This is a genomic window from Ignavibacteriota bacterium, from assembly GCA_016713565.1.
GTDB lineage: Bacteria > Bacteroidota > Ignavibacteria > Ignavibacteriales > Melioribacteraceae.
In genome coordinates this window covers 1,332,345-1,357,406 of the sequence record JADJOX010000007.1, presented here as the reverse complement: position 1 = coordinate 1,357,406, position 25,062 = coordinate 1,332,345, and the positions used below count along the sequence as shown (strand labels likewise).

At 29.6% G+C, this 25,062-nt stretch carries 17 protein-coding genes; 14 read left to right on the top strand and 3 right to left on the bottom strand.

Annotation, left to right across the window (positions count from 1 at the left end):
- Position 1 precedes the first annotated feature (1 nt).
- Positions 2-1,612 (top strand): hypothetical protein, encoded by a 1,611-nt coding sequence (locus tag IPK06_13325; protein MBK7980954.1) that lies wholly within the window; start codon positions 2-4, stop codon positions 1,610-1,612.
- Here IPK06_13325 and IPK06_13320 read toward each other — a convergent pair.
- On the bottom strand, positions 1,609-2,388 hold the full coding sequence (locus IPK06_13320) for a PhzF family phenazine biosynthesis protein (GenBank protein MBK7980953.1): 780 nt from the start codon (positions 2,386-2,388) through the stop codon (positions 1,609-1,611). The genes IPK06_13325 and IPK06_13320 overlap by 4 nt on opposite strands.
- 66 nt (positions 2,389-2,454) lie before the next feature.
- On the opposite strand from IPK06_13320, the gene IPK06_13315 reads away from it, so the two are divergent.
- On the top strand, positions 2,455-3,882 hold the full coding sequence (locus IPK06_13315) for an aminotransferase class I/II-fold pyridoxal phosphate-dependent enzyme (protein MBK7980952.1): 1,428 nt from the start codon (positions 2,455-2,457) through the stop codon (positions 3,880-3,882).
- A gap of 115 nt (positions 3,883-3,997) precedes the next feature.
- Here the strand turns inward: IPK06_13315 and IPK06_13310 are convergent, their stop codons facing one another.
- Complete coding sequence (locus tag IPK06_13310) at positions 3,998-10,630, bottom strand: aminotransferase class I/II-fold pyridoxal phosphate-dependent enzyme (GenBank protein ID MBK7980951.1); 6,633 nt, start codon at positions 10,628-10,630, stop codon at positions 3,998-4,000.
- Positions 10,631-11,046: 416 nt separating this feature from the next.
- On the opposite strand from IPK06_13310, the gene IPK06_13305 reads away from it, so the two are divergent.
- The 8 genes from IPK06_13305 to IPK06_13270 all read left to right on the top strand — a co-directional run bounded on the left by IPK06_13305 (position 11,047) and on the right by IPK06_13270 (position 18,842).
- Positions 11,047-11,907 carry an RNA polymerase sigma factor RpoD/SigA gene (locus IPK06_13305; protein MBK7980950.1) on the top strand — a complete coding sequence of 287 codons (861 nt, stop codon included), beginning with the start codon at positions 11,047-11,049 and terminating at the stop codon, positions 11,905-11,907.
- A gap of 499 nt (positions 11,908-12,406) precedes the next feature.
- On the top strand, positions 12,407-13,888 hold the full coding sequence (trpE, locus tag IPK06_13300) for an anthranilate synthase component I (protein MBK7980949.1): 1,482 nt from the start codon (positions 12,407-12,409) through the stop codon (positions 13,886-13,888).
- A complete protein-coding gene (locus tag IPK06_13295) occupies positions 13,866-14,432 on the top strand; it encodes an aminodeoxychorismate/anthranilate synthase component II (protein MBK7980948.1) in 567 nt (188 codons plus the stop codon). Before trpE ends, IPK06_13295 begins: the two co-directional genes overlap by 23 nt.
- Entirely contained in the window at positions 14,429-15,448 is a 1,020-nt protein-coding gene (gene trpD / locus IPK06_13290; protein MBK7980947.1) for an anthranilate phosphoribosyltransferase, read from the top strand. The genes IPK06_13295 and trpD overlap by 4 nt, the downstream gene beginning before the upstream one ends.
- On the top strand, positions 15,445-16,239 hold the full coding sequence (gene trpC / locus IPK06_13285) for an indole-3-glycerol phosphate synthase TrpC (protein ID MBK7980946.1): 795 nt from the start codon (positions 15,445-15,447) through the stop codon (positions 16,237-16,239). The genes trpD and trpC overlap by 4 nt, the downstream gene beginning before the upstream one ends.
- The gene (locus IPK06_13280; GenBank protein MBK7980945.1) at positions 16,229-16,840 is read left to right on the top strand and encodes a phosphoribosylanthranilate isomerase; all 612 of its coding nucleotides are present in this window, start codon (positions 16,229-16,231) and stop codon (positions 16,838-16,840) included. The genes trpC and IPK06_13280 overlap by 11 nt, the downstream gene beginning before the upstream one ends.
- 17 nt (positions 16,841-16,857) lie before the next feature.
- Entirely contained in the window at positions 16,858-18,057 is a 1,200-nt protein-coding gene (gene trpB, locus IPK06_13275; protein ID MBK7980944.1) for a tryptophan synthase subunit beta, read from the top strand.
- Positions 18,054-18,842, top strand: coding sequence for a tryptophan synthase subunit alpha (locus IPK06_13270; protein MBK7980943.1), 789 nt, complete (start codon positions 18,054-18,056; stop codon positions 18,840-18,842). Before trpB ends, IPK06_13270 begins: the two co-directional genes overlap by 4 nt.
- A 34-nt stretch (positions 18,843-18,876) precedes the next feature.
- On the opposite strand, the gene IPK06_13265 is transcribed toward IPK06_13270, so the two are convergent.
- The gene (locus IPK06_13265; GenBank protein MBK7980942.1) at positions 18,877-19,860 is read right to left on the bottom strand and encodes a VOC family protein; all 984 of its coding nucleotides are present in this window, start codon (positions 19,858-19,860) and stop codon (positions 18,877-18,879) included.
- Positions 19,861-20,087: 227 nt separating this feature from the next.
- On the opposite strand from IPK06_13265, the gene IPK06_13260 reads away from it, so the two are divergent.
- The 4 genes from IPK06_13260 to IPK06_13245 all read left to right on the top strand — a co-directional run bounded on the left by IPK06_13260 (position 20,088) and on the right by IPK06_13245 (position 25,038).
- Complete coding sequence (locus IPK06_13260) at positions 20,088-21,137, top strand: hypothetical protein (GenBank protein ID MBK7980941.1); 1,050 nt, start codon at positions 20,088-20,090, stop codon at positions 21,135-21,137.
- Position 21,138: 1 nt separating this feature from the next.
- Entirely contained in the window at positions 21,139-21,924 is a 786-nt protein-coding gene (locus IPK06_13255) for a polyphosphate polymerase domain-containing protein (GenBank protein ID MBK7980940.1), read from the top strand.
- A gap of 2 nt (positions 21,925-21,926) precedes the next feature.
- Positions 21,927-22,601: a DUF4956 domain-containing protein gene (locus IPK06_13250; protein MBK7980939.1), complete on the top strand. Its 675-nt coding sequence runs from the start codon at positions 21,927-21,929 to the stop codon at positions 22,599-22,601.
- Positions 22,602-22,713: 112 nt separating this feature from the next.
- Positions 22,714-25,038 carry a CotH kinase family protein gene (locus tag IPK06_13245; GenBank protein MBK7980938.1) on the top strand — a complete coding sequence of 775 codons (2,325 nt, stop codon included), beginning with the start codon at positions 22,714-22,716 and terminating at the stop codon, positions 25,036-25,038.
- Positions 25,039-25,062: the final 24 nt, after the last annotated feature.

Here is a 25,062-nt window from a genome sequence, read left to right as displayed (position 1 = left end):
TATGATAAAATACTTAAAAATATTCATAATTTTCTCATTCACAATTTTATCGGCGCAAAATCTTGATGATAAGTATATTGCAGGGAAAGTTAATTATATCTCTTCTCAATATATTTATATAAGTTTTGCAAATACAATAGGAATCAATATAGGTGATACGCTTTATATTAAAACATCATCTAGTATGATACCCAAATTGATTGTAAAAGAAAAATCTTCAAGCTCATGTGCCGCAATATTGATTAAGGAAAAAGTTAAAAAGGATAGTGAAGTATTTGCGTTAATAAAAAACGCTTCTTATAAAATTAATACTGATGAAAAAAATGATTCAACTATAATACAAGACTCTAAATCTGAAGAATTTAAGCCAATTAAAACAGTTTCATCCAACTACAATAAAGCTAAGAATAAAAATTTCTACGGAAGATTTAATATATCAAGTTATTCAAATTTATCTAATAATTTAAGTTCCGACAATTCGCAGAACTGGAGATACACGCTTTCATTAAATGCTGATAGTATTGGCCGGTCCGGTTTTTCATTTTCAAATTATATTACGTTCAAATACAAAGCTGATGAGTGGAATTTTGTAAAAACACATTTAAACAACGCGGCTAAAATTTATGACTTAGCTCTTTCATATAATTTTGATAAAACAAAATTAATTTTAGGAAGAAAAATTAATTCTAAAATTTCCAATATTGGAGCAATTGATGGTTTACAATTAGAATCGAATTTTAAATCCTTTTATATCGGCGGAGTTATTGGCTCAAGGCCAAATTTTGAAGATTATGGATATAATCTAAATCTTATGCAATTAGGTGGTTATATAAGTAAATCTGATTCTTTGGGGAACGGAGAAATGAATAATACAATTTCGGTTTTTCAACAGATGAATAACGGAACAACTGATAGAAGATTTTTATATTTACAACATTCCAACAATATCATAAACAAAATAAATTTCTTTTTATCTAGTGAAATTGATTTATTTAAATATTTAAATGATAAACCGAATAATGATTTTAGACTAACAAGTATCTACGTTTCTGCAAGATATAATCCCGTAAGATGGATTTCGGCAACCGCAAGTTACGACGCACGCAAAAATGTAATTTATTATGAAACATTTAAAAATTATGCCGATCAATTAATTGAATCGGCGCTAAGGCAAGGTTTCAGATTACGATTAAATGTTCGTCCAATTAATAATATTATGTTCAGTTTAAATTCCGGTTACAGATTTAGTGATAATGATATCAGACCATCAAAAAATTACTCTGCGTCTATAACTCATTCTAATGTACCATTACTAAACTTAAGCGCAAATCTGAACTATTTGAATCTTAGCACAAACTATTTGACCGGAAATATTATTGGAATTCGAATATCAAAAGATCTATTTGATGGAAATGTTTACGCTGATTTATCTTACAGAAATGTCAATTACAATTTTATTAGTTCAAAATCAAAATTGCTGCAAAACATTCTAGCCGCTGATTTTTCATTAAGGATAAGCAGTAATCTTTCACTTTCTTTAAGCTTTGAAGGAACATTTGAAGGAAAATCAAGTTACAGCAATATTTTTACAAATTTTTCATGGAGATTTTAAATTGTAATTTCACCTTCTAAATATAGAACTGCATTTCCGCTGATTTTTACTCTATCACCTAAATATTCACAAAATAATTCACCGCCTCTTTTAGAAACCTGTTTTGCGCTAAGTATTGTCTTATTTAATTTTTTTGACCATAATGGTATTAACAATGTGTGTGCATAACCTGTTACTGGATCTTCATCAATACCAACATCAGGAGCAAAAAAACGCGAAACAAAATCCACATCATTTCCTTTAGCGGTTATAATTACTCCATGAGTTTTGAGTTTTAAAAAGTCATTTATTCTTGGTGAAAGATTTTTCACTATTTCTTCATCGTCAAAAACACAAATAGTTGATTTATCAAAAAAAACTTCAGTTGGCTTTTTGCCTAATGCATCTGTTAAAATTTCATTAAAATTAATTTTCTGTGGATTTCTTGATGGGAAATTTAAACTTATTAAATCACATTCTTTGGTTACAATTAATTTTCCGCTGCGCGAATTAAATTCAATAATATTATCAGAGTAATTTAATAAATTGAAGAGAACATAAGAAGAAGCTAATGTTGCGTGTCCGCACAGATCTACTTCACTAGCCGGGGTAAACCAGCGAATTCTATATCCGTCATTCTCATTTACAAAAAAAGCAGTTTCTGCAAGATTATTTTCTGCTGCAATATTCTGCATTGTTAAGTCATCCAACCAATTTTCCAATGGAACAACTGCCGCAGGATTTCCTTGAAACACTTTACTTGTAAATGCATCGACTTGAAATAGTTTTAATTTCATAACTTCCTCTATTATTTATAATTTGGAAATCGAATTTAAAAATTATAAAAAAATAAAGAGAATTTAATGAGTTTAAAAACTAAAGATATGCCAATTGAAGAATTTCGAAAACATGGACATGAACTTATAGATTTTATAGCAGATTATTTTGAAAACATTGAAGAGAAGCCTGTTCTAGCACAAGTTGAGCCCGGTGAAATAAAAGTTAAAATTCCCAAGGCTCCACCCGAAAAAGGTGAGAATTTTGAAAGTATTTTAAATGATGTAAATAAAATCATTATACCAGGAATGACGCATTGGAATCATCCCAACTTTATGGCATATTTTAATTCAACCGCCTCTGCTCCGGCAATATTAGGTGATTTTTTAAGCTCAGCATTTAACATCAATGGAATGATTTGGAAAACATCTCCCGCATCAACGGAATTAGAAGAAGTTGTGCTTGATTGGTTTAGGCAAATGCTTCAATTACCAAAAAAATTTTGTGGAATTATTTATGATTTAGCGTCGGTTAGTTCAATGCACGCTATTGCCGCGGCAAGGGAACAGGCAAAATCTAATAATCCGGAATTTGATATATCTAAATTAAAGATTTATTGTTCCGAACACGCGCATTCATCAATTGAAAAAGGCGTAATTACTTTGGGAATGCCCATAACTGCTGTAGTAAAAATAAAAACTGACGATCAATTCAGAATGCTCACATCTGAATTAGAAGAAGCGATAAATGAAGATAAAAGAAATAATTTTCAGCCTTTCTGCATTGTTGCTACAGTTGGTACAACTTCAATGACAAGTATCGATCCTATCGACAGAATATCGCAAATTGCGAGAAAATATAATTTATGGCTGCATGTAGATGCTGCTCACGCCGGCTCGGCGGCAATTGTTCCCGAAATAAGACCAATATTAAGCGGAATTGAAGATGCTGATTCGATGGTTGTAAATCCCCACAAATGGCTGTTTGTTCCAATTGATTTAAGCGTATTGTTTACTTCAAAACCTGAAACAATAAAAAAAGCGTTTTCAATTGTTCCGGAATATTTAAAAACTGATGAAGAATCGAAAGTTATAAATTATATGGATTTTGGAATTCAATTAGGAAGAAAATTTCGCTCGTTAAAATTATGGTTTTTAATACGCTACTTTGGTGTTGAAGGATTACAGAACATTATTCGTGAACATATACGGCTCGGTGAATTATTTGCCGATTTTATAGACCGCCATCCAAATTTTGAAAGATTAGCGCCGACACCTTTAAGTACAATTTGTTTTAGAGCGATTCCAAATAAAAATATGAATGATGAAGAATTAAACGAATTCAACAAAAACTTAATGAATGAAATCAATAGTTCGGGAAAGCTGTTCTTAAGTCACACAAAAATTAATGGAAAATTTACAATAAGAATTACAATCGGCGGAATTAGAACAGAAGAAAAACATATTTTAAATGCTTGGGAACTGATACAAGAGAAATTTAAATATTTATTGTAAAATTAATTTTCTTGAGTGCAATCCTAAACACAATATAAATCGAAAAAAACGGACTAATATAAACTTAAATTAAGAAAGAAAGATCCGACCTAAATGATCGGATCATAACAGATTTTCAATTTTTCTTTTCACTTAATTTATTCACAACAGCAAATTTTGCCGCTGCCAAAGTTTCACGGTTTACTTTTTCAGTAATTCTACCGCGTGTAATATCTTCTAAATTAATGTAACCATTTATAAATAATAACTGCAGTATCATATTGTTTTCTACGGTCGATTTACTGTATCCTTCGGCAATATAAAGTTTATCACAATCCTTGTAAAATTCATTTGCAAAGTTTTCATTGTTCGGTAAATCCATTAATTGTTCATAAGTTTCTGTATAACCGTTTAATTCAACATTAATATTTGGTGTTACTAAAAGCGGACTGAACTCTTTTTTCTTCTCAACCGGACAAAAGCCCTTAAGCGATGTTAAATCAACATGAACTTTCTCATTATCAATTCTAACAAATTCCGCCTTACGCATTTGTTCAAGTTGATATAAGAAAAAGTTATATCTGTTGACTTCCGCGTTTTGTTTTTCGTCAGAAATTATATGTCCGTATTTTTCTCTTACAATATTTCTAACGTAATTTTTATTCTTATTTATTTCCGGTTTTGAGATTCTGACTTCTTGAATCATTTTTACCATATCTTGAGCAGCAGCTTGCGGACCTGTAATTTCTTTACCTTTACGACCAAGATCGGTAGATAAAATTCCAAAACGAATTTGTCTTCCTGCTCCTTTTTCTTTTTCTCCGCCTTTCAAAATATTAACGAGATGTTTTTTCATTTCGTATTGTCCTTCTTCTGCGACAAATGGTTGTCCGGCCGGAGTGCTTGCAAGTGAATTAAAGAAACTGCTGAATATTGTACGATCTAAAATAATTTCTTTGGAATTTGCGTCTTCAGATTCCGAAATACAATTTGCAATAAATCTATTTTTGATTATATCGAATTTTGCAGATTCTATCTTATATTTAATACCATCTGAATGCTTGAAAATTTTGTTATTAAAAATTTTATTTACAACTTCTTCAATATCAATTTTTTCAATCAATTTGTATGATGAACATAGATAATACTTTCCGGTAAATTCATCGAATTCCCAATCGAGAACATCATCAAGATAATTGCCATGTTTATCCATAACTTCAACAACGTTTCTGTCATTTGTATATCTTAACAATGTTCGTTGAAAATTAGGATTGTCAGAACTGGTTGCTTTTTCTTTTCGTTCACCATGAGAATCTCTATAAAGTAAAAAGTTTTCAGGATTTTTATAAACTGTGATTCCGGCTTCTTGTCTTCCAAAATTACTAGCGGTTAGCATAATATCAATTTTATATGGCATTTTAATATCGCATAAACCGCTGATTGTGCTTCTTGAATTTAAATCTTCAACGTTGCTGTCCGCAGCGCTTTCAAACAGGGAATTGTAATATCTAATAAAATCGGGATCAAAATCTGTTACTCGCGAAAAATCACCTTGTTCGGTTCCAATACCGTAAAGATTTCCGTCTACATCCGGAAAAACATAAAACATATCGCCGGCAATTAATTTAATAGAACGAATTCCGGGTAAATCTTTCTTAAGCCATTTAAGCATCATAGCAGCAAGCATTTCGGATTTTCCGACTCCGCTGTCGCCATCGACTTGAATAACAAATAAACTTCCGTCGTCTTCTTCAACTGCAAACAGAGAACCGTGTACAGGCATTCCGCCCATTTCCTTAACTTTTTCGTTCATCATTGTAAGCCAAGGTTTTTTAATATTTCCGAAATAATCGGTTTTCATTTTTAAAGGGGTTACTAATGTTTTAATATTTCCATTTGGTCCCTTAATATTGAAATAACCAATTTGAGGATATGAAATTACTTTTTCCGGCGCGCCGTAAAATAAAATTACATCAGGAATAAAATCTTTTAAATCACCCAAACTTACTTCATCTGCTGTTATTAAACGATGGTTATCAGTTAGATATTTAATGTACGACTTTTGAATTACATACAAAACTTTTACAAGTCCATGTTTAATAATTTTACATCTGTAATCATCCGCGTCCATATTTGCAACAAACTTTGAAAGACGATTTTTAAAGAAAACAGCCGAAGGCTTTGTGTCTAAATTTTTTATATATTCATTTAAATCTTCATATTTTCTTTCACCGGCATTTTCTATATCGCGGTCGACTTTGTGCATTGCGTATTCACGTTTTTTGGCATCGGTTACAATTCTTGTATGTGTTTGAACCGGCTGCTCGGAAGCAATTACGCCGCATTTTTTCATAACTTCTTCAATCCATTTTAAAGAGCCTTCTTCAAATGAATCTAAAGTTTTATTACTGAATTCATAATTTTTGTGCAGTGTAATTCCGTGCTGTATCATTTCATTAATGCTTGAATTCTGCTGTCTATATTGGGTTTCAACGAATTTAATTAAAGTATGAGTATACTTATCATAATATTCCGTTGAGCGTGTTTTGTTGATTATTTTTACAAAAAATAAAATTATATCTCTTGCAATCTGATGAAGTTTGTCCTGTGTTACTTTCTCATATTTATATCTGTAAATATCATCTATCATCAAAATTATTTCATGAGTTAAAATTTCGAAAATAAATTCTTCGGTAAATAATTTAACTTCACCGTTTCCTTTTTCCGAAAGTTTTGATGATAATAATTTTACTTTGGAATTTAGTTTAATTGAAAAGTTCTCATCTTTCTTTAATAAATAAAAGTATAAAAGTTTTTCGGAAATAGAATTATTTTCGGAAAGGACTTTATCCAAAAGAGTTTTGTGAACAATTCCTTCCAGCTTTCCTTTAAATAAATTTGGTTCTAAACTCTTAAAGACTTTATCAATAAATATATTCGCGTATTGCTTTAAATTAAATTCATTAACTGAGAATCCAACGACTTCTTCAAATTTTTCAATAGAAGTTTTTATTAACTGTTCATAATTTGGTTCAATTGCGTCCTGTTCAAAAGGCAGATTAAAATGAAGCAGAAGTTCGCGTATATATTTACGCAAAACAATATTTGTTCCTTCAAGCTTGGTTATATCAGCAGAAAAATCATCCGAAGCGTTTAATGCCATTATTTTAACTTTTGAATCGGAGAACAATATTCTCTCCAATTCAATAAGTATTTCTTTCATAATAATAATTTCTTCGGGATCATCAAGCACATGATAATTAGGTTTATAATCCATTTTATTATCAATGTATTTTTGAATTGCTGGCTTTCCGAATTTATTTATTACTGTATTGAAGTCTAAATTCTTAATCTGCGGAATAGTTTTATAGATCTGAGGCAGAAGATTTTCATAAATTTTTGAAAACGCTTTACTCTTAATAAAACTACCCAAATCTCTGCATTCTCCAATATTGTCATAAAATTCAATTACTGAGTTTTGAGATTTATTCAATGAGTTTATTGTAACTCCGCAATCTTTCGGAAAAGCATGATACAGCGTCATTATATTGCTTATTGTTAAACTGTTCTTTTTTTGTTTTTTTATATTCTTAATTATTTCAAAATCTAAAAGAACATTTTTAATAAAGTCTTTATCTGTAGATGTGGAAAAAATTATATCTAAAATATCATCCGCTCTTTTATCGGAGTTAGCAGGTTTTGACTTTTCACTTCTAAATATTTTCAGATATTTTAAAACAATTCGCAATGCGTTTTCAAATTCCTTTTTGAAAACGTCATAACTTTTATCTGAGCCGTGAAGATAATCACCGATTGAAAATCTCAAAAATCCGGTTTGATAAGGTATTACGGCAATTCCTCTTTCCTGAGCCAAACGTTTCGTAAATTTTTCAAGATCTTGATAGAAAAAATTCTCTTTCAGTTTTAGGTTGAATAAATAAGAACCGTCGGATGGAAGAACTTCAGCAAACTGATTATCAGTTTCGCTTAAAATTGAGTTTGCCACTTCTTTGGCAAGTTTTAATCTTTTTAAAGATTCCGCGCCAAAGTTTTTATTTACTCTGAATTTATTAATTTCCGAAACAAGATGTTTTTGATAATAACTGAAAAACGGTTCGCCTTTATATTTGAAATCATCGGGTAAATCTAGAACATCCAATTTATCTAATGAAGTAAGTTCATCTAATAAAAATAGATGCAGCGGACTTCCTTCAAAAGGAGAAAATCTTTTTACTGATTTACTTTGATTTGCAGTTTCTTTTCTGTCGTTAAAACTTTCAATTTCATCAATAATATATTTTTCAATTCTTGCTTTTATCTTGTAGCGAGAAGCTTCTTTCGGAAGTTCGCGTTCCATTCTGTCTTTTATCTTTTTAGCAAGCTGTGCGGTTTCCAATGTGTTTACAAGAATATAAAGCGAATTCGTGTTTCCTTTTTCTATTCCGTTTTGTTCTTTTGCAAAATCAATAACATCTTTTCTTGCCGGTGTCGCAATTAAGGAACCTAATCTGCTTCCGGTAGCGCCTAAATTTTTTGTGGTTGATAAAGACGAAACCGCACTAATATTTCCCATGGCGGAGATGTTATTCATTATATATCTGGAAATTGTTCGCCATTTTGGTTCTTTTGGATCTTCAATTTTAACTGAATCACTATAAGCTTCATCCAACAATAATGTGATTTTGCTGTTATTTAAAAATTTCAAAAACTTAATTAACGATACGTTATTAAAATCCGTATAACCGCTTGGATTTGATGGATCGTTTATAATTATTGTTAAATTTTCGCAAAATCTATCCCATAAACTTCCGGTATCATCAAAAAGCTGGAAGTTATTTTTCATTCTGTTTAATCGTTGGTGGAGTCTGTCAAAATCAATTCTTCCGCTTTCATCCAAACCGATTTCAAGATCAAAGGGATTTATATCAAATCTGTCTTCCGGAAAAAGATCTTTATATTCCCAAGAAGCTTCTTGATTAAATAAAATATACGGCATTAAAACACGATCAGATAAAATATCTCTTATTATCATTTGAACATCATCGGCAACCGAAGTTATTTCCAAATTACTTAAGTTGCTTATAAATTCTTTAATTATATCTTTTTCTGTTTCTGATTTGTTTTCATATGCTTCTTTTATTCCAAGATCAATTAACAAATTGTAAAATCTTCCTGTGTTATCCGATTCATTTTGAACTTTTGTAATGTATTCTTTATACTTTTCTAAAAATAAGTTCAATCCAAAGTTTTTATGGAAATGATTATTTAAAGTTCGCAGATAATTATCAGGAGTAATATCAATAATTGTCTTGCACTTTTTAATAATTTTTGGATCTATCGGTTTTAATTTTCTCTGCAAAAGATAATTGCCGTAAGTTCTTATTTGACCTCTACCGCCGCCTTCAATTATTGTCGCAATATTAACTTGTTCAATATTTGAATAAAAATATGCCTTGGTTCTTGATTCAAACTCGGCAATTAGTGCTTTGTTGAATTTTTGAAGTGATTTTGGATTTTTACAATTTTGAATTAGAACAATAAAATCCCGCAATTTTGTTAATGAATATTTATCCTTAATAATTTGCTTAACAAAATTATTGAATTTATATAGGTTAAGATTTTTAAGATGATTTTCAGTTTCACCCAATTGTTCCAATTTAAACAGACGTAATTCTTCTTCGTAATCCGCAATTTTTTGATCGGCACAAATTCTGAATTTTTCAAAGTTTTCATCATTAACTTTGTCTAATATCAATCTAAGGTTCAATTGACTATTTGCCAAAGCGCCTAATTTTTTTGTGTGTACCTTATTTAAGGTGTTTATAATTTTATTATGAAAAGCAAAAACCAAAGAAGTATTTGTACTTTTTGATTCGGGCGAGTCATCAATTAAAATAATTCTTGTTAAATAGGGGAACCATTTAATGTTGTTGAAAATATTTTTTCTCATATTCTCAATTTTAACTATAAAAATGCTTGTTGTATCAGATTCAATTTGTTTAAAAAGATCATCCGCATTTTTAAATTCAATGACTTTAACATCATTTTTGTTAAAAATTTCTTCAGAAAATAATTCAATTACCGTATCGCAGCTTCCACCTACAACTGTTTTAATAAATCCGTCCAAACCTTTGAAATTTACCGTTAAAAATGTTCTGCTTAGAAAGTCTTGTTTTTCGGCATTAGTGGTGTAATGAGAGCTTTGAATTATCATTTGTTCAAGCACATCCATAAAATAATTCCATTGTGCTTCTTCGGTATCTCCAACAATTCCAATTACATCTCTATATTTTCTTAGTTCGGTAACATCATCACCTAAAACCATTTTGTACATCAGGTCCAAATGAGTTTCTGTAACCGGAGGTGTTCCTATGGAAAAATCATGAGAATTTAGAATATTTGTTGTTTGTTCTTTTGTTTTTGAATCAACTGCTTCAGTATCAATAAAATACTTTAATTTATCCTCAAAACTTTGCTTTTTTTCTCTATATTGAAAGGCTTTAGAGTCTTCATGCGGAAATATCATTAAAGAAACATCAGAATAACCGGGAATAGATTCTTTTAACTCTAACAAATATTTATCAATTTCTAAAAACTGTTTTGATGGATCGACAGGTTCTTCAAAACAAGTTCTAACGAAACTTTTAAGGAGATTAAGTGTATCATTAGGCATAAAATTTTCGGCTCTTTCGCCTAAAGATTTGTAAAGATTTATGTAGTCATGTGCTTCAGATCGCAATTTGATCTTTGGTTTTCCTATAATTTGCATAATTATCTTTTATATTATTAGTAAAAAGTTAATTTTGATTGTAAAAGGTAGACAATAGCATTTTTTTATCATTGACTTAATTAAAAAAAATCAACTATTTATGTACCCAAATAATAGAGAAGGAAAAATTTGTAAAATTAATTCACAGTATAAATATACTTAACTTTTTTATTTTTTTTTCGATAATAGGGGGATAAGTTAAGAATTTGTATATATTGATAAAATCGAAAAAGTATAAATAACAAATTTTCCCCCCTAAATATTTATATCTTTTACATCAAAATGTATAAAACGGAATACCGCTTAAAAAAGTATTGACTTTAAATTCTAAAAACCTTATATACTTTAGATTTTTTTTACAAATAAGTGACAGTGTCTTAATTTGAGAATAACTATAAATTAACGGAGTACCTTAATTGAAAATCACCAAACAAATAACCAACAGAGAAAGTCAATCGTTGGACAAATATTTCCAGGAAATTGGCAAAGTTGATCTTATTACTCCAGACGAGGAAATAGAACTTGCCATTAAAATAAGAAATGGAGATAAAGCTGCTTTAGATAAGCTTACAAAAGCTAATTTAAGGTTTGTGGTAAGTGTTGCTAAACAATACCAACATCAAGGATTACCACTAAGCGATTTAATTAACGAAGGCAATCTTGGTTTGATTAAAGCTGCAAAGAAATTTGACGAAACGAGAGGATTCAAATTTATATCCTACGCCGTATGGTGGATACGTCAATCAATTATGCAAGCTATTGCAGATCAATCAAGAATGGTTCGTTTACCATTGAACAGAGTTGGAGAATTGTCCAAAATTTCCAAAGCAGCAAGTATGCTTGAACAAGAACTTGAAAGAAAACCAAGTGTTGAAGAAATTGCTCAAGAATTGGAAATGAATGTTGATGACGTTGCTTATACACTTCGTCATTCAGGCAGACAAGTTTCTGTTGATGCGCCTTTTTCTCAAAGTGAAGATAGTAAAAGTAGTCTTTTGGATATTATGCCAAACGAAGATCAGCCGCAGCCCGATCATCGTTTAATGAGCGAATCTTTAAGAAATGAAATTGAAAGAGTACTTTCTACTTTATCTGAAAAAGAAGCTACTGTAATTAAATTATATTTTGGATTTAATACGGAATATACGGCAACTCTTGAAGAAATTGGTGAAATACTAAATTTAACTCGTGAAAGAGTTAGACAAATAAAAGAACAAGCTTTAAGAAAACTGCGTCACGCATCAAGAAGCAAAAAACTTAAAGTATATCTTGGTTAAAAAAAATAATTTGTATTTTATAAAGCGGTCTGGGAAACTTGACCGCTTTTTTTATGTGCTAAATTAGCCTTAATTAAATTCTTACCTCATTCACCAGATTGATCAATTTTCAAATTTTACAAAGTAATACTTTTACCGAAAATTTTGTGTGAATATACTTAATAACTTTATATAAGTAATTTTTATTCAATAAAATTTACCGTAAATACTTTTTCTTATTGACATTTTACAATAAAATAATTTATCTTGCACATCAAGATGAACAAAATGAATTTAACATACGGCAAATTAAACAACTGGTCCTGGTGGTGGAGTATATCAAATAACGGGTAATCAGTGAAATATATTAGGAAATTTAAAACCCTTCTTTGGTAAATCACTGAGAAGGGTTTTTTGTTATATGCTAAAATAAAATTTTTAATCATGTTCTCAATTTTTAACATCTTATAAAACTAAAATAAGCGGTAAAGAAGAAAAGAAAAAATTAAATGGGCATAAAATGAAATTTGAAGAATTTGAAGAACTTTCAAAAAGTTATAATGTAATTCCGGTTTATGAAATTATTACAGCTGATTTATTAACTCCTGTTTTAGCTTATTTAAAAATTAGAGAAAAAAATAAATTTTCTTTTTTGCTGGAATCCGTTGAAGGTATTGGAAGGCTAGCTCGTTACTCATTTATTGGAACATCGCCAAAGGAAATAATTCAATCCGAAAACAATCATATCACAATCACTAAAAACGGAAAAACCGAAAGCATTAATATTGAACTGCTTGATTATCTTCATTCGCTTGTTGAAAAATACAATCATCCTCAAATAGAGGAATTGCCCGATTTTACTGGAGGAATTATTGGTTATTTGGGATTTGAAATAATTTCCAAAATTGAAAATACAATTCACTTCAATAAAAACTTAACCCAAGAATTCCCAAATTCAATATTGGGATTGTTTGATACAATAATTGCCTTTGATCATTACAAACATAGAATAATTTTAATTGCAAATGTTTTTTCTGAAGATTTTGAAAAAGCAGAGAAGGCCTATGAAAATGCCATTTTCAGAATTTCGGAAATTAGAAAAAAAATTATTCAGCCAATTTCATATCAAAATAAATTCAAGTCAAAATCAGAAATTGGAACTAAGATTAATTTCGAAGAATTTTCTTCAAAGATTGAAAAAATAAAGGACAATATTTATAATGGTGACGTTTTTCAATTAGTGATTTCGGAAAGATTCGAACAAGAATTTGAAGGAGATTTACTTAATGTATACCGTGCCTTGCGAATAATAAATCCATCACCTTATATGTATTTTATGGAAATTAATGAAGATGTAAAAATTATCGGAACATCGCCAGAAGATTTGTTAAAGGTAAAAGATGGAAACGCGACAATTTTGCCTATAGCGGGAACAAGAAGACGCGGAAAAACAAAAGAAGAGGATTTACAGCTTGAAGAGGATTTGATGAACGACGAAAAAGAAATAGCAGAACATACAATGCTCGTTGATTTGGCAAGAAATGATTTGGGACGTGTTTGTGAACACAATTCAGTATTTGTAAGTGAAATGAAAAAGGTTCATAGATTTTCTCATGTAATGCATATTGTCTCTAGGGTTGAAGGAAAACTAATGCAAAATAAAAATTGTATTGATGCGTTAAAGGCAAGTTTTCCGGCTGGAACTGTATCCGGTGCTCCAAAAATTAGAGCTATTCAATTAATAAATGAATATGAGAAAGTTAGACGAGGACCTTATGCGGGCTCGGTTGGTTATATTGATTTTAACGGTAACTTGGATATGTGTATTGCCATCAGAACATTTTTTGCAAATAAAGACACAATATATTGGCAGGCCGGTGCCGGAATTGTTGCCGACAGTAAAGCGGAACTTGAACTAAAGGAAATCCAAAACAAATCGGCTGTTTTGGTAAGCGCATTAAAATTTGCAGAGGAAATAGATGAAAATCTTAGTAATAGATAATTACGATTCTTTTACATATAATCTTGTTCAGCTTGTAGGAAAATTTACGAACAATATAATTGTTAAAAGAAATGATGAAATTACTATTGAAGAAATTATAAAATTAAATCCAAATAAAATTATAATTTCACCTGGTCCGGGTAGACCGGAAGATTCCAATGTTTCGCTTGATGTAATTCGTGAACTTGGAAAAACCATACCGGTATTAGGTGTTTGTCTCGGTCACCAAGGAATTGGATATTGTTTTGGATCAAAAATTACAAACGCGCCAAAACTCATGCATGGAAAAATTTCAAAAGTTTTACATGATGGCAAAACGATCTATAAAAATGTACCGCAGAATTTTAATGCAGGCAGATATCATTCACTTGTAATTGACCGAAAGTCAATTTCAGATGACTTGGAAATTACATCATTTACAGATGAAGATATAATAATGGGTGTACGTCATAAAAAATATCCAATTGAAGGAATTCAATTTCATCCCGAATCAATATTAACACCCGATGGTGAAAAATTAATTAAAAATTGGTTGGAGTTATGAAAGAACAATTAGAAAAAGTAATAGCTGGAGAAAGTTTATCATTTAATGAAGCTCATCAAGTTATGTATTCAATAATGAGCGGGAACGAAAACAATTCGAAAATCGCATCATTACTTACTGCACTTAAAATTAAGGGGGAAACTTCTGAAGAAGTTGCCGGATTTGTTAAAGCAATGCGCGAAAAAGTTATTCCTATAAAATATAATAATGATAAAGTAATAGATGTTTGCGGTACCGGCGGCGATAGTTCGGGGACTTTCAACATTTCGACGGCTGTTTCTTTTGTTGTTGCAGGAGCCGGTGTTGGTGTTGCCAAGCACGGGAATCGTTCAATCTCAAGTAAAAGCGGAAGTTCAGATGTTTTACATGAATTAGGTGTAGATGTTCAGCTGAATCCTGAACTTTCTGAAAAAGCATTAAATGAAATAGGAATTGCTTTTTTGTTTGCGCCTCTTTATCATCCGGCAATGAAACACGTTGCACCGATCAGAAAGGAATTAGAATTCAGATCAATTTTTAATATTCTTGGTCCGCTAACAAATCCAGCCGGTGTAAAGCGACAAATGATAGGAACATTTAGTGATAAAACTGCTCAATTAATGAGCGAAGCAATAAAGCTTTTGGAAATGGAAAAAGTTACTTTTCTCTGCACAAAAAATTCATATGATGAAATTACTTTAACAGATACGACAAAAGTTTTTGAAGTAAATCAAGATAATTCAATGTATTTCTATTCGTTAACGAATGAGAATTTTGATTTCCCCAAAATTGAATTGACTCAAATCCAAGGCGGTAATGCAAAAGAAAATGCCGAAATAATTTATAATATATTTTTAAACAAAAATAACGGACCGGCATACGATGTTGTAGTTGCCAATGCTGCATTGGCGTTAAAGACATCCGGAATATCTGATAATTTGAGTGAATGTAAATCAATCGCCGAGGAATCAATAAAATCAGGCGAAACATTAAAGAAGTTAAACCAATTGAAAGAATTCGGTGAAAAACACAAATGACAATTTTAAATGAAATAATTTCTGTAAAAAAAGATGAAGTAAAAAATTTAAAGAAGAACTTTACTTTAAGCAGATTTAAAGATTCTGAGCATTTTGGTAAACCCAATTTAAGTTTATTTAATTCATTAAATAATAAAGAAAGAATTTCAATTATTGCGGAAATTAAAAAAGCCAGTCCTTCAAAAGGTATTATTAGAGAAGATTTTGATCACTTTGAAATTGCGGATATTTATATGAATGTTGGTGTTGACGCTATTTCAATTCTGACTGATAAAAATTTCTTTAAAGGTAATATTACCTATTTAAATGACATTGCGAAAATCAAAACAGTCCCTTTACTAAGGAAAGATTTTATTATTGACGAGTATCAGATACTTGAAGCCAAAGCAAACGGTGCGGACGCAATTTTATTAATCTCCGAAGCGCTATCTAAAAATCAAATTAGTGAATTAACTTTCGCCGCCAAAGAAAATAATCTTGAAGTTCTTTTAGAATTGCATTCTAAAGAAGAAATTGAAAAAATCGATTTTTCTCAAAATAAAATTATTGGTATAAATAACAGAGATTTAAATACTTTTAAAGTTGATTTAGAAACAACGAAAAATATTGGGGCTCATATTCCTTTGGAAAACATATTAGTTTCTGAAAGTGGAATTTCGACAAAGAATAGTATCAATTTTGTGAAATCAACAAAAGCAAAAGCAGTATTAGTCGGCGAGCATTTTATGAAAGCAGCGGATATAAAGAATGAATTAAGAATATTTAAAGACCTTTGTTTTTATGAAAATTAAAATATGCGGTATTACAAATTACGAAGACGCAAAACTTGCTTGTGATCTTGGCGCTGACGCAATCGGGTTTATATTTTATAAAAAAAGTAAAAGATCGGTTGACGCAGAAGAAGTAAAAAATATTATTTCTAAATTACCGGCATTTATTTTGAAAGTCGGGGTGTTTGTAAATGAGCGGATTGATATTGTTAATCAAATAATGCAGGACTGTAAATTAAATATTGCTCAGTTGCATGGTGATGAAAATGTGGAATATCTTAATGAAATTAATTTCCCGGTGGTTAAAGCCTTGAGAATTTCCAATAATTATGACTATAATATTTTAAAGCAGTATTTAAATTTTAACATTTTATTGGATACTTTTAACAATAACGAATTCGGCGGAACAGGTACAAATTTCAAATGGGACACAATTCCTTCAGACATTAAAAGTAAAATAATTTTAGCAGGTGGAATTAAAGAAGAAAATCTTGAAGAAATTTTTTCAAATATTTTGCCTTATGCTATTGACGTTTCATCTTCACTTGAAGAGTATCCAGGGAAAAAAAATAAAAGTAAAATGTTAAGTTTTTTTAAAAAATATAACAAACTAAATAAATAATAAACTATTAAAAAATTATGAATTACAATTACCCGAACAGCGATGGGAAGTTTGGTGTTTTTGGCGGAAAGTACGTGCCAGAAACTTTGATCTATGCATTAGATGAACTTGAGCAAACTTACAATAAATTGAAAATCGAAGAAGAATTTATAAATGCTCTGGAAGATCTGCAGAAAAATTATAACGGCAGACCAACTCCTTTAACATTTGCAGAAAGATTAACAAATCATTTTGGTAAAGGAAAAATATATTTAAAGAGAGAAGATTTATGCCACACCGGCGCTCATAAACTTAATAATGCACTTGGTCAAATATTAATTGCGAAACATTTGGGTAAAAAAAGAATTATTGCTGAAACTGGTGCCGGACAGCATGGAGTTGCAACAGCAACAGTTTGCGCGAAATTTGGAATGGAATGCTGTGTTTATATGGGCGAAGAAGATATTGAACGGCAAAAATTAAATGTGTTTAGAATGAAAATGTTGGGCGCAAAAGTTATTCCGGTTTCTTCAGGGAGTAGGACTTTAAAAGACGCTACAAATGAAGCAATAAGAGACTGGATAGCGAATGTTGAAAATACGCATTATATAATTGGATCAGTTGTAGGTCCTCATCCATATCCAATGCTGGTTAGAGATTTTCAGTCAATTATTGGAAAAGAAGCAAAACAGCAAATCTTAGAAAAAGAAAAGAAATTGCCCGATTATGTTTTAGCTTGTGTTGGCGGCGGTTCAAACGCAATGGGAATATTTTATGAATTTATTGAAAATACTGAAACAAAATTAATTGGAATTGAAGCCGGTGGTTATGGAATTAATTCCAATTTACACTGTGCTACATTGACTTTGGGCAGCGAAGGAATTTTTCACGGAATGAAAACATATTTGCTGCAAAATGAATTTGGTCAAATTTCACCCGTACATTCAATTTCTGCTGGATTGGATTATCCCGGCGTTGGTCCTGAACATAGTTTTCTAAAGGATGAAAATCGTGTTAAATATTATTCAATTACAGATGAAGAAGCTCTAACCGCAACATTGAAAATATCGGAAATGGAAGGAATTCTTCCTGCTTTAGAAACTGCGCATGCTTTTGCTTATTTGGAATATTTAATGCCGCAAACGAAAAAAGATGAAATTGTTATTTTGAATGTAAGCGGCAGAGGCGATAAAGATTTAAATACAATTATTGATAAATTAGGTAACAAAATTATATGAGCAGAATAAGAGAAAGAATAACTTCCTTAAATGAAAAAAATGAAAAGGCGTTAACAATATTTTTAACTGCCGGATTTCCCAATATAGAAAATTTTGTTGAATTGGCTCTAAGCATTGAAAAAGCGGGAGCTGATATTCTTGAAATTGGTTTACCTTTCGGAGATTCTCTTGCCGATGGTCCGGTAATTCAGTCTTCGTATACGGTTGCTTTAAAGAACAATGTAAATTTGCTAACAACTTTCAATTTAATCTCAGAGATCAGAAAAAAATCCGATATTCCAATTGTAATTATGAGTTCAAGCAATCCTGTATTGGCGTTCGGAAAAAAGAAATTTGTTCAATATTGCATAAATGCAAAAGTAGACGGAATTATTATTCCCGATATACCTCTTGAGGAATATGACGATTTTTATAAAAACGAATTTAAAGAAATTGATAAAATTTTATTAACAACGCCTACTTCAAGTCAAAAGAGAATTTCAGCAATTGATAATAAAAGCAGCGGATTTGTTTATTGCGTAAGCGTAGTAGGAACAACCGGTGTGCGTGAAAAGTTTGACAACTATGTTTTTGAAAATCTTAAAAGAACTTATTCAATTGTAAAGAACAATAAAATGCAAATAGGCTTTGGAATATCTACAGCTGAAGATGTAAAGAAATTTTCGCCGTTTTGCGATGGCGTAATTGTCGGAAGTGCAATTGTTAGAACATTATCAAACGATGATAAAAATTTTACTAAAACAATTGAATTAGTTAAAGAATTAAAAAGAGCAGCAAAAAGTTAATAATAAATTGCAGATTCCGCTCTTATAAAAATTATTACTTTTCGGAAAATTCCAACCATACGGATTTTGTAATTTCCTTTGGAAGAAAAACACTTTTTGGTTTCGTAATAATTTTATTGGTAAATGTCTTATCAAAATTTTTATCTATTATTTTCATCAATTCTATATTTTTATTGGTTATTAAACTTAATCCGGTAATTTCATATTTGTCTGATTCTATAAGTATAATACTGAAATTATTATTTTTAAATTCGACCGTTTTTTTTGAAAATGTTGGAATAACATAATTTCCAATCGGTTCAAATCCCAAATCAACTAACTGACCTGCGGTTTTTTTTATATTTTTTGTTTCAAACCAAACCGAATAAATTCCTTTTACTTTGTTTGGGTGATTTATAATTGAGTTATTCAACTTTTCAAATTGTATAAAAAATATAGGCAGTTCTGTATTTATTTTATTTCCGGATAATGTAGAAAAATCGGTGTATTTCTGAATTTCGGTAAAGATTGTATTTAATTTTTCAAAACTGTTTTTCAACTTTTCAATTTCATTTACACGAATTGCAAATTGTAAACCGTATTTTTTTTCAGATATTAATTTATCATATTCCTTTGTGAAATTTTCAGACGGGTTTTTAATTTCAACAAGTTCCAATTCGGAATTATCAGCAAATTCAATAAAATTATTTGTTAAGCCAATTTTATGTAATTTTCCTTTTTTTATAGAAAAACCAAGTTTTTTAAAAAAATCTGATATTTTCTCAAGGCTTTCATTTCCAATTATTACATGATCCGCAAAAGAATTTTTAATAATTGAATTTATATTATTGTAAAAAATTAACGAATCGTTCAACTTAGATTTTTGGGTATTTAAGGATTCGATTTTTTTATTTAAGCTATCCGCTGTTTTGTTTAATATTACTTTTTCCGTTTTGATTTTTTCGGTTTCGGATATCTGTTCCGATTTGGAAACCTTAACGTTTTTTTCATTACTGCAGCTAATTAGCAAAATAATCAATAGTGAAATTAAAATTTTTCTATTATTTAGTTTTATAAGTACCAAGAGAGTTATTAATAAATTTTAAACATAAAATTAAATTAAACTAAAATTAGTTTAAATGTGTCAAAAATGAATCGATAATTACAATGATTTATTTATTCTATTATAACACAAAGTCATCCATTTTATTGTTAAAAAACGTAAATTTTCAAGCTATTATTTTTTGAAATAAAATAAATATTCTGATGATAAGAAAAAACATACTCATTACAATAGCAATTCTTTTGGTTTTATTATTAATTGTGTTATTGCCAGTTAAATTAACAACATCAATAATTTCGAATTCAAAAATACTTCCTTCCAAAGAATGGATAATTTCAAAAGGGTTGGAAGGTTTAATTTATACTACTCTGGTTGATAATAATAATGGTTTTAACGAAGAATATTCAATTACGCAATTCGACAGGGGTGATTTAGTAAAATTTAATTTAAATAAAAATGTAAAACCCGGTGTAAATGTTTTTGCAAATGATACAATAGGTTTTATTTATTCCAGTTTAGATGAACAAGAAATTGCCGACTTAAAAGGGAAATTAGAATCAGCAAAAGCATCATTAAATGTAAATATCAGCGGTGAAAAAGAATCTTTAATAGATCTTGAAAAGAAAAATTTGGATTATGCCAAAAAGCAGGTTGAAGAACAAACAAAATACTTTGATCGACAGCAGAAATTATTTGAAAAACAATTAATAACTCAAGATGAATTTGAAACCCAGCACGCGAGATTAGAGTTATATAAAATTAACGTAAGTATTGCTGAGGAAAGATTAAATTCAGTTTTATCCGGAACAAAAAAAGAAGAAATTCAGCTTATCAATTCTCAGATTAAATCTTTTGAAAATCAGATTTCCGTTCTTCAAAAAAAATCAAACAATTTTGTTCTAACATCGCCAATCGACGGAAAAGTTGTACCGACATACAACAAGGATACACTTTTAATAATAAATGACGAAGAGAATTTTACAGCTTTAATTCCCGTTAAACTTGTTATTTCCAATTCATTCAGCCTCGGAAATGAAATTGAAATTATGTCAAGGAGCGGAAAAACCGTTACTTGCCGTATTAATGCGGTGGATAAATCGGTTAAATTAATTGGCGGCGAACAATATTTAATAATCAAAACTTCATTTAAAGCCGAACCTGATATGTTTTTAGCTGGCGAAATTGTTGAATGCAGAGTTTCTGGAAACGAAGTAAATTTAATCAATTATTTAAAATTTTATCTCATGCAATGAAATGCGTTTAGAATATAAATTTTTGGTTAAAAACAATATGTTGGAAAAATTAAGGAATAGATTATTACCTTTTGTTGAACTGGACCCTTTTATAAAAGGTACGACAGATAATGAATATACTGTTAGGAGTATTTATTTTGATTCTTCAAACTACGATTATTATCATGAAAAAATTGAAGGAATTAAAATTAGGAAAAAATTAAGAATAAGAAGTTACGACACCCAAGCCGATAACAATTTGGTTTTTTTAGAAATTAAAAATAAGTACGATAATTTTATAGATAAAAATCGTGCGCCATTGTTATATCATGATTTGAAAAATCTTTTGGAAACAAAATCTGTAGAAACTTATACGCTTACAAATAATGGATATGCGAATTCGATAAATGATGGAAAGAAATTCTTTCATCATATTTACAAAAGCGGTTTAAAACCGATTATTTTAATAGTATATGATCGTGAAGCATTCTTTTCTAAATTCGACAATAATTTAAGAATTACGTTCGATAAAAATATCAGATTTTTCGAATATCCTAAAATAGAGAATCTTTATAGAGATGAAGAATTGGAAATTGCAATTCCAAATGATTTTGTACTAGAAGTTAAATTTAATAACGGTTATCCTAAATGGCTCCAGGATATTATTATTGAATTTAATTTAATAAGGCGATCTGTATCAAAGTATACAATATGCATTGATTCTTCTAAAATTATTAATCCAGCAAGAAAGAATTTACATGTTTCCAATTTTTCTTTTTTTGATGAACCCCAAGAAGGAATTTTTTAATTATGACTCAAGATTTTAAAAATATCCTGAATGTATCGTTTACACTTCATGATGCAATTATGAATTTGATTTTTGCTTTAATAGCTGGAATTATAATTTCTGTTTTTTATAGAAAATCTTACAGTGGCCCCGGTTACCAAGCATCTTATGTTAACTCGTTAATTCTTCTTGTTATTATTACGTCAATTGTAATTATGGTTATCGGAAATAATTTGGCAAGGGCATTTGGATTGGTTGGTGCAATGTCAATTATAAGATTCAGAACCGCAGTAAAAGAAACAATGGATATTATGTTTATATTTTTTGCTCTCGCTGTTGGTATGGCTGTTGGCGTTGGTCTATATTTTCTCGCAATTTTCAGCGCAATTTTTATCGGACTAATTTCATTGGTGCTTTCCAAATCAAAATTTTCAACTCCAATAAAAAGCGATTTACTACTGCAGTTTACATTTAATTCAATTGGAAATGAGTCCTCACCATATAGTTCTTTAATAAACGAATACTGCAGAACAAGTAAATTGATTAATGCAAAAGCCGTTGGAAATGAAGAAACTCTTGAGCTTTCATTTTATGTTGGATTTAAGAGCAAAGAAAAGACAACTGAATTTGTGCAAAAATTAAGAAAAGTTAAAGGCGTACAAAACGTAAACCTTTTTTATGATGAAGAATATTTTTAGCTTCTAAATAAAAGCAACAAATATTTATCGTTTATATTTCCTCATAATCCCCAAATAAGGAAATACCAAAAAAAAAATAACAAAATGAATATAAAATTAATGACATAAATTTATGAAAATTATATACACTTTTTATTTACTGGTTTTTGTTGTAAGTAATTTATTTCCGCAAAAAAATGATAGTTGGAAAGTTTATGATAATTCTCAAATTGCGATTGTCAATATAACTATAGCCTCTAATGATTTACAATTTTTGTACAATAATTATAATATTGATACCGCGTTTACAGCTGCACTTCAATTCCAAAATGCATTTATAAATGACTCAGTTGATTCTGTGGGAATTAGTATTAGAGGCAATACTTCGCGCGAATCATTTAAGAAATCTTTTGAAATTGATTTTAATAAATTTAAAAAAGGAAGGAAATTTTACTCTCTTGAAGAACTAAATTTAAATGGTGAACATAATGATCCTTCAATTGCAAGAAGTAAAATTTGTTGGGATTTTTTTAACTCAATAGGAATGATTTCTACAAGAGCATCCTATGCATCAGTATATTTTAATGGAAATTATTACGGTTTATATATTTCAACTGAAAAAATTGATGAAAATTTTGTTAAAAATAATTATGAAAACAATAACGGAAATTTGTGGAAGTGTCTTTACGGCGCAAATTTAAACTATATAAATGATGATCCAAATAGTTATAAAATAGAATCTTCGGATTCTAGAATTTATGATTTAGTTACAAACAAATCAGAAGATGATTATTCAAAATTATCAGAGTTTATTGATTTTCTTAATAATTCAGATTATGTAACATTTAAAAATGAACTTCCTCAAAAAATTAATATTCAGGAATTGCTTCAATATTTTGCGGCAAATGTTTTACTTGGCAATTGGGATGATTATTGGTCGCTTTCAAATAATTATTTTCTGTATTTTGAACCATCGAAAAATTATTTTCATATTATTCCATATGATTATGATAATTCACTTGGCATCAGTTGGAGTAATATTGATTGGGCTACAGTAAATCCATATGTATTTGGTAAAGTTGTTGATGGTTATAGACCTTTAATTGAAAGAACCTTACAAATTCCGGAATTTAGAAATTTATATTCACACATTTTAGACCATTTTTCAAAAATCAAAGAAAAAACTTCTTTATCTGAACAAAGTATTCTGCAGATAAAAAATCAAATTTCACCATATGCGCAAAATGATAATTATAGAACATTAGATTATGGTTTTACTTATGATGATTTTGATAAATCCTTCTTTCAACAAAATTTTTCAAAATTACATGTTAAATATTCTATACAAGAATTTTTAAATAAAAGATTAACTAATATTTCAAACCAAATAAATTTTGTTGATTCTGATCCAATTGTTTATTCACTTGATGTTTTTCCTCAATATTTATCTTTTAGTGATTCTATTAATATAAATTGTTCGGCATTTAGTACTAAAGGTATTAAAAGTGTTAATGTAGTATTGAGAAATAAAAACGCGGTAGAAATAATTAAAAATGAATTAAATTATTTACCTGAGATTACATCTATTGAAATACAAAAAAACGATTTGTGGAAAGGTTCTATAAGTAATGTTCCCAAAGGTTTTTCCGGTACTTTAAGCATTTTTGTTGAAGATAACAGCGGAAAAGTTATTGAATATCCTTCTGGTGGACTTGAGATTATTTCTGCCGGTGAAGTATCCAATGAATTAACAATTAATGAAATAATGTGTACAAACACATCCTCGATAAAAGATAATTTTGACGAAAACGAAGATTGGATGGAACTATATAATCCTCAAGATACCGCTATTAACTTAACCGGTAAATATCTTACGGATAAAAAAGATAATTTAGTAAAATGGCAATTCGGGGAAAACATTAAAATAGAACCTAAAAGTTATTTATTAGTTTGGTGCGATGAAGATGGAAGTCAAGGTGATTTACACGCTAACTTTAAACTAAGTTCAAGTGGAGAATTTACAGCAATTGTTGATACCGATGGAGTTACAATAATTGATTCGGTTACAATTCCTGCACTTCCGGAAAATGAGTCATTCGCAAGAGATAATAATTCAGGCGAATGGTATATAACAAATTCAACAACGCCTGGCGCATCTAATATAATAACAAATATAAAATCAAATGAATTAATTAAAAACAAATTTAGTTTATCCGCATATCCTAATCCATTTAATCCGGTTACAAAAATAAATTATGAAATTTCTGAAGAATCTAATGTAAAAATTTCGGTTTATAATAATATTGGAAAAGAAATTACAACATTATTTAATTCAAAACAAAAACCGGGAAATTATAATATCGAATGGAACGCAAAAGATTACGCAAGCAGTGTGTATTTTATAAAAGTTCAAAGCGGAAAATACTTTAAGACTTTAAAGGTGATTCTGATTAAATAAATTTGCATCGTAAATGCATGTGTA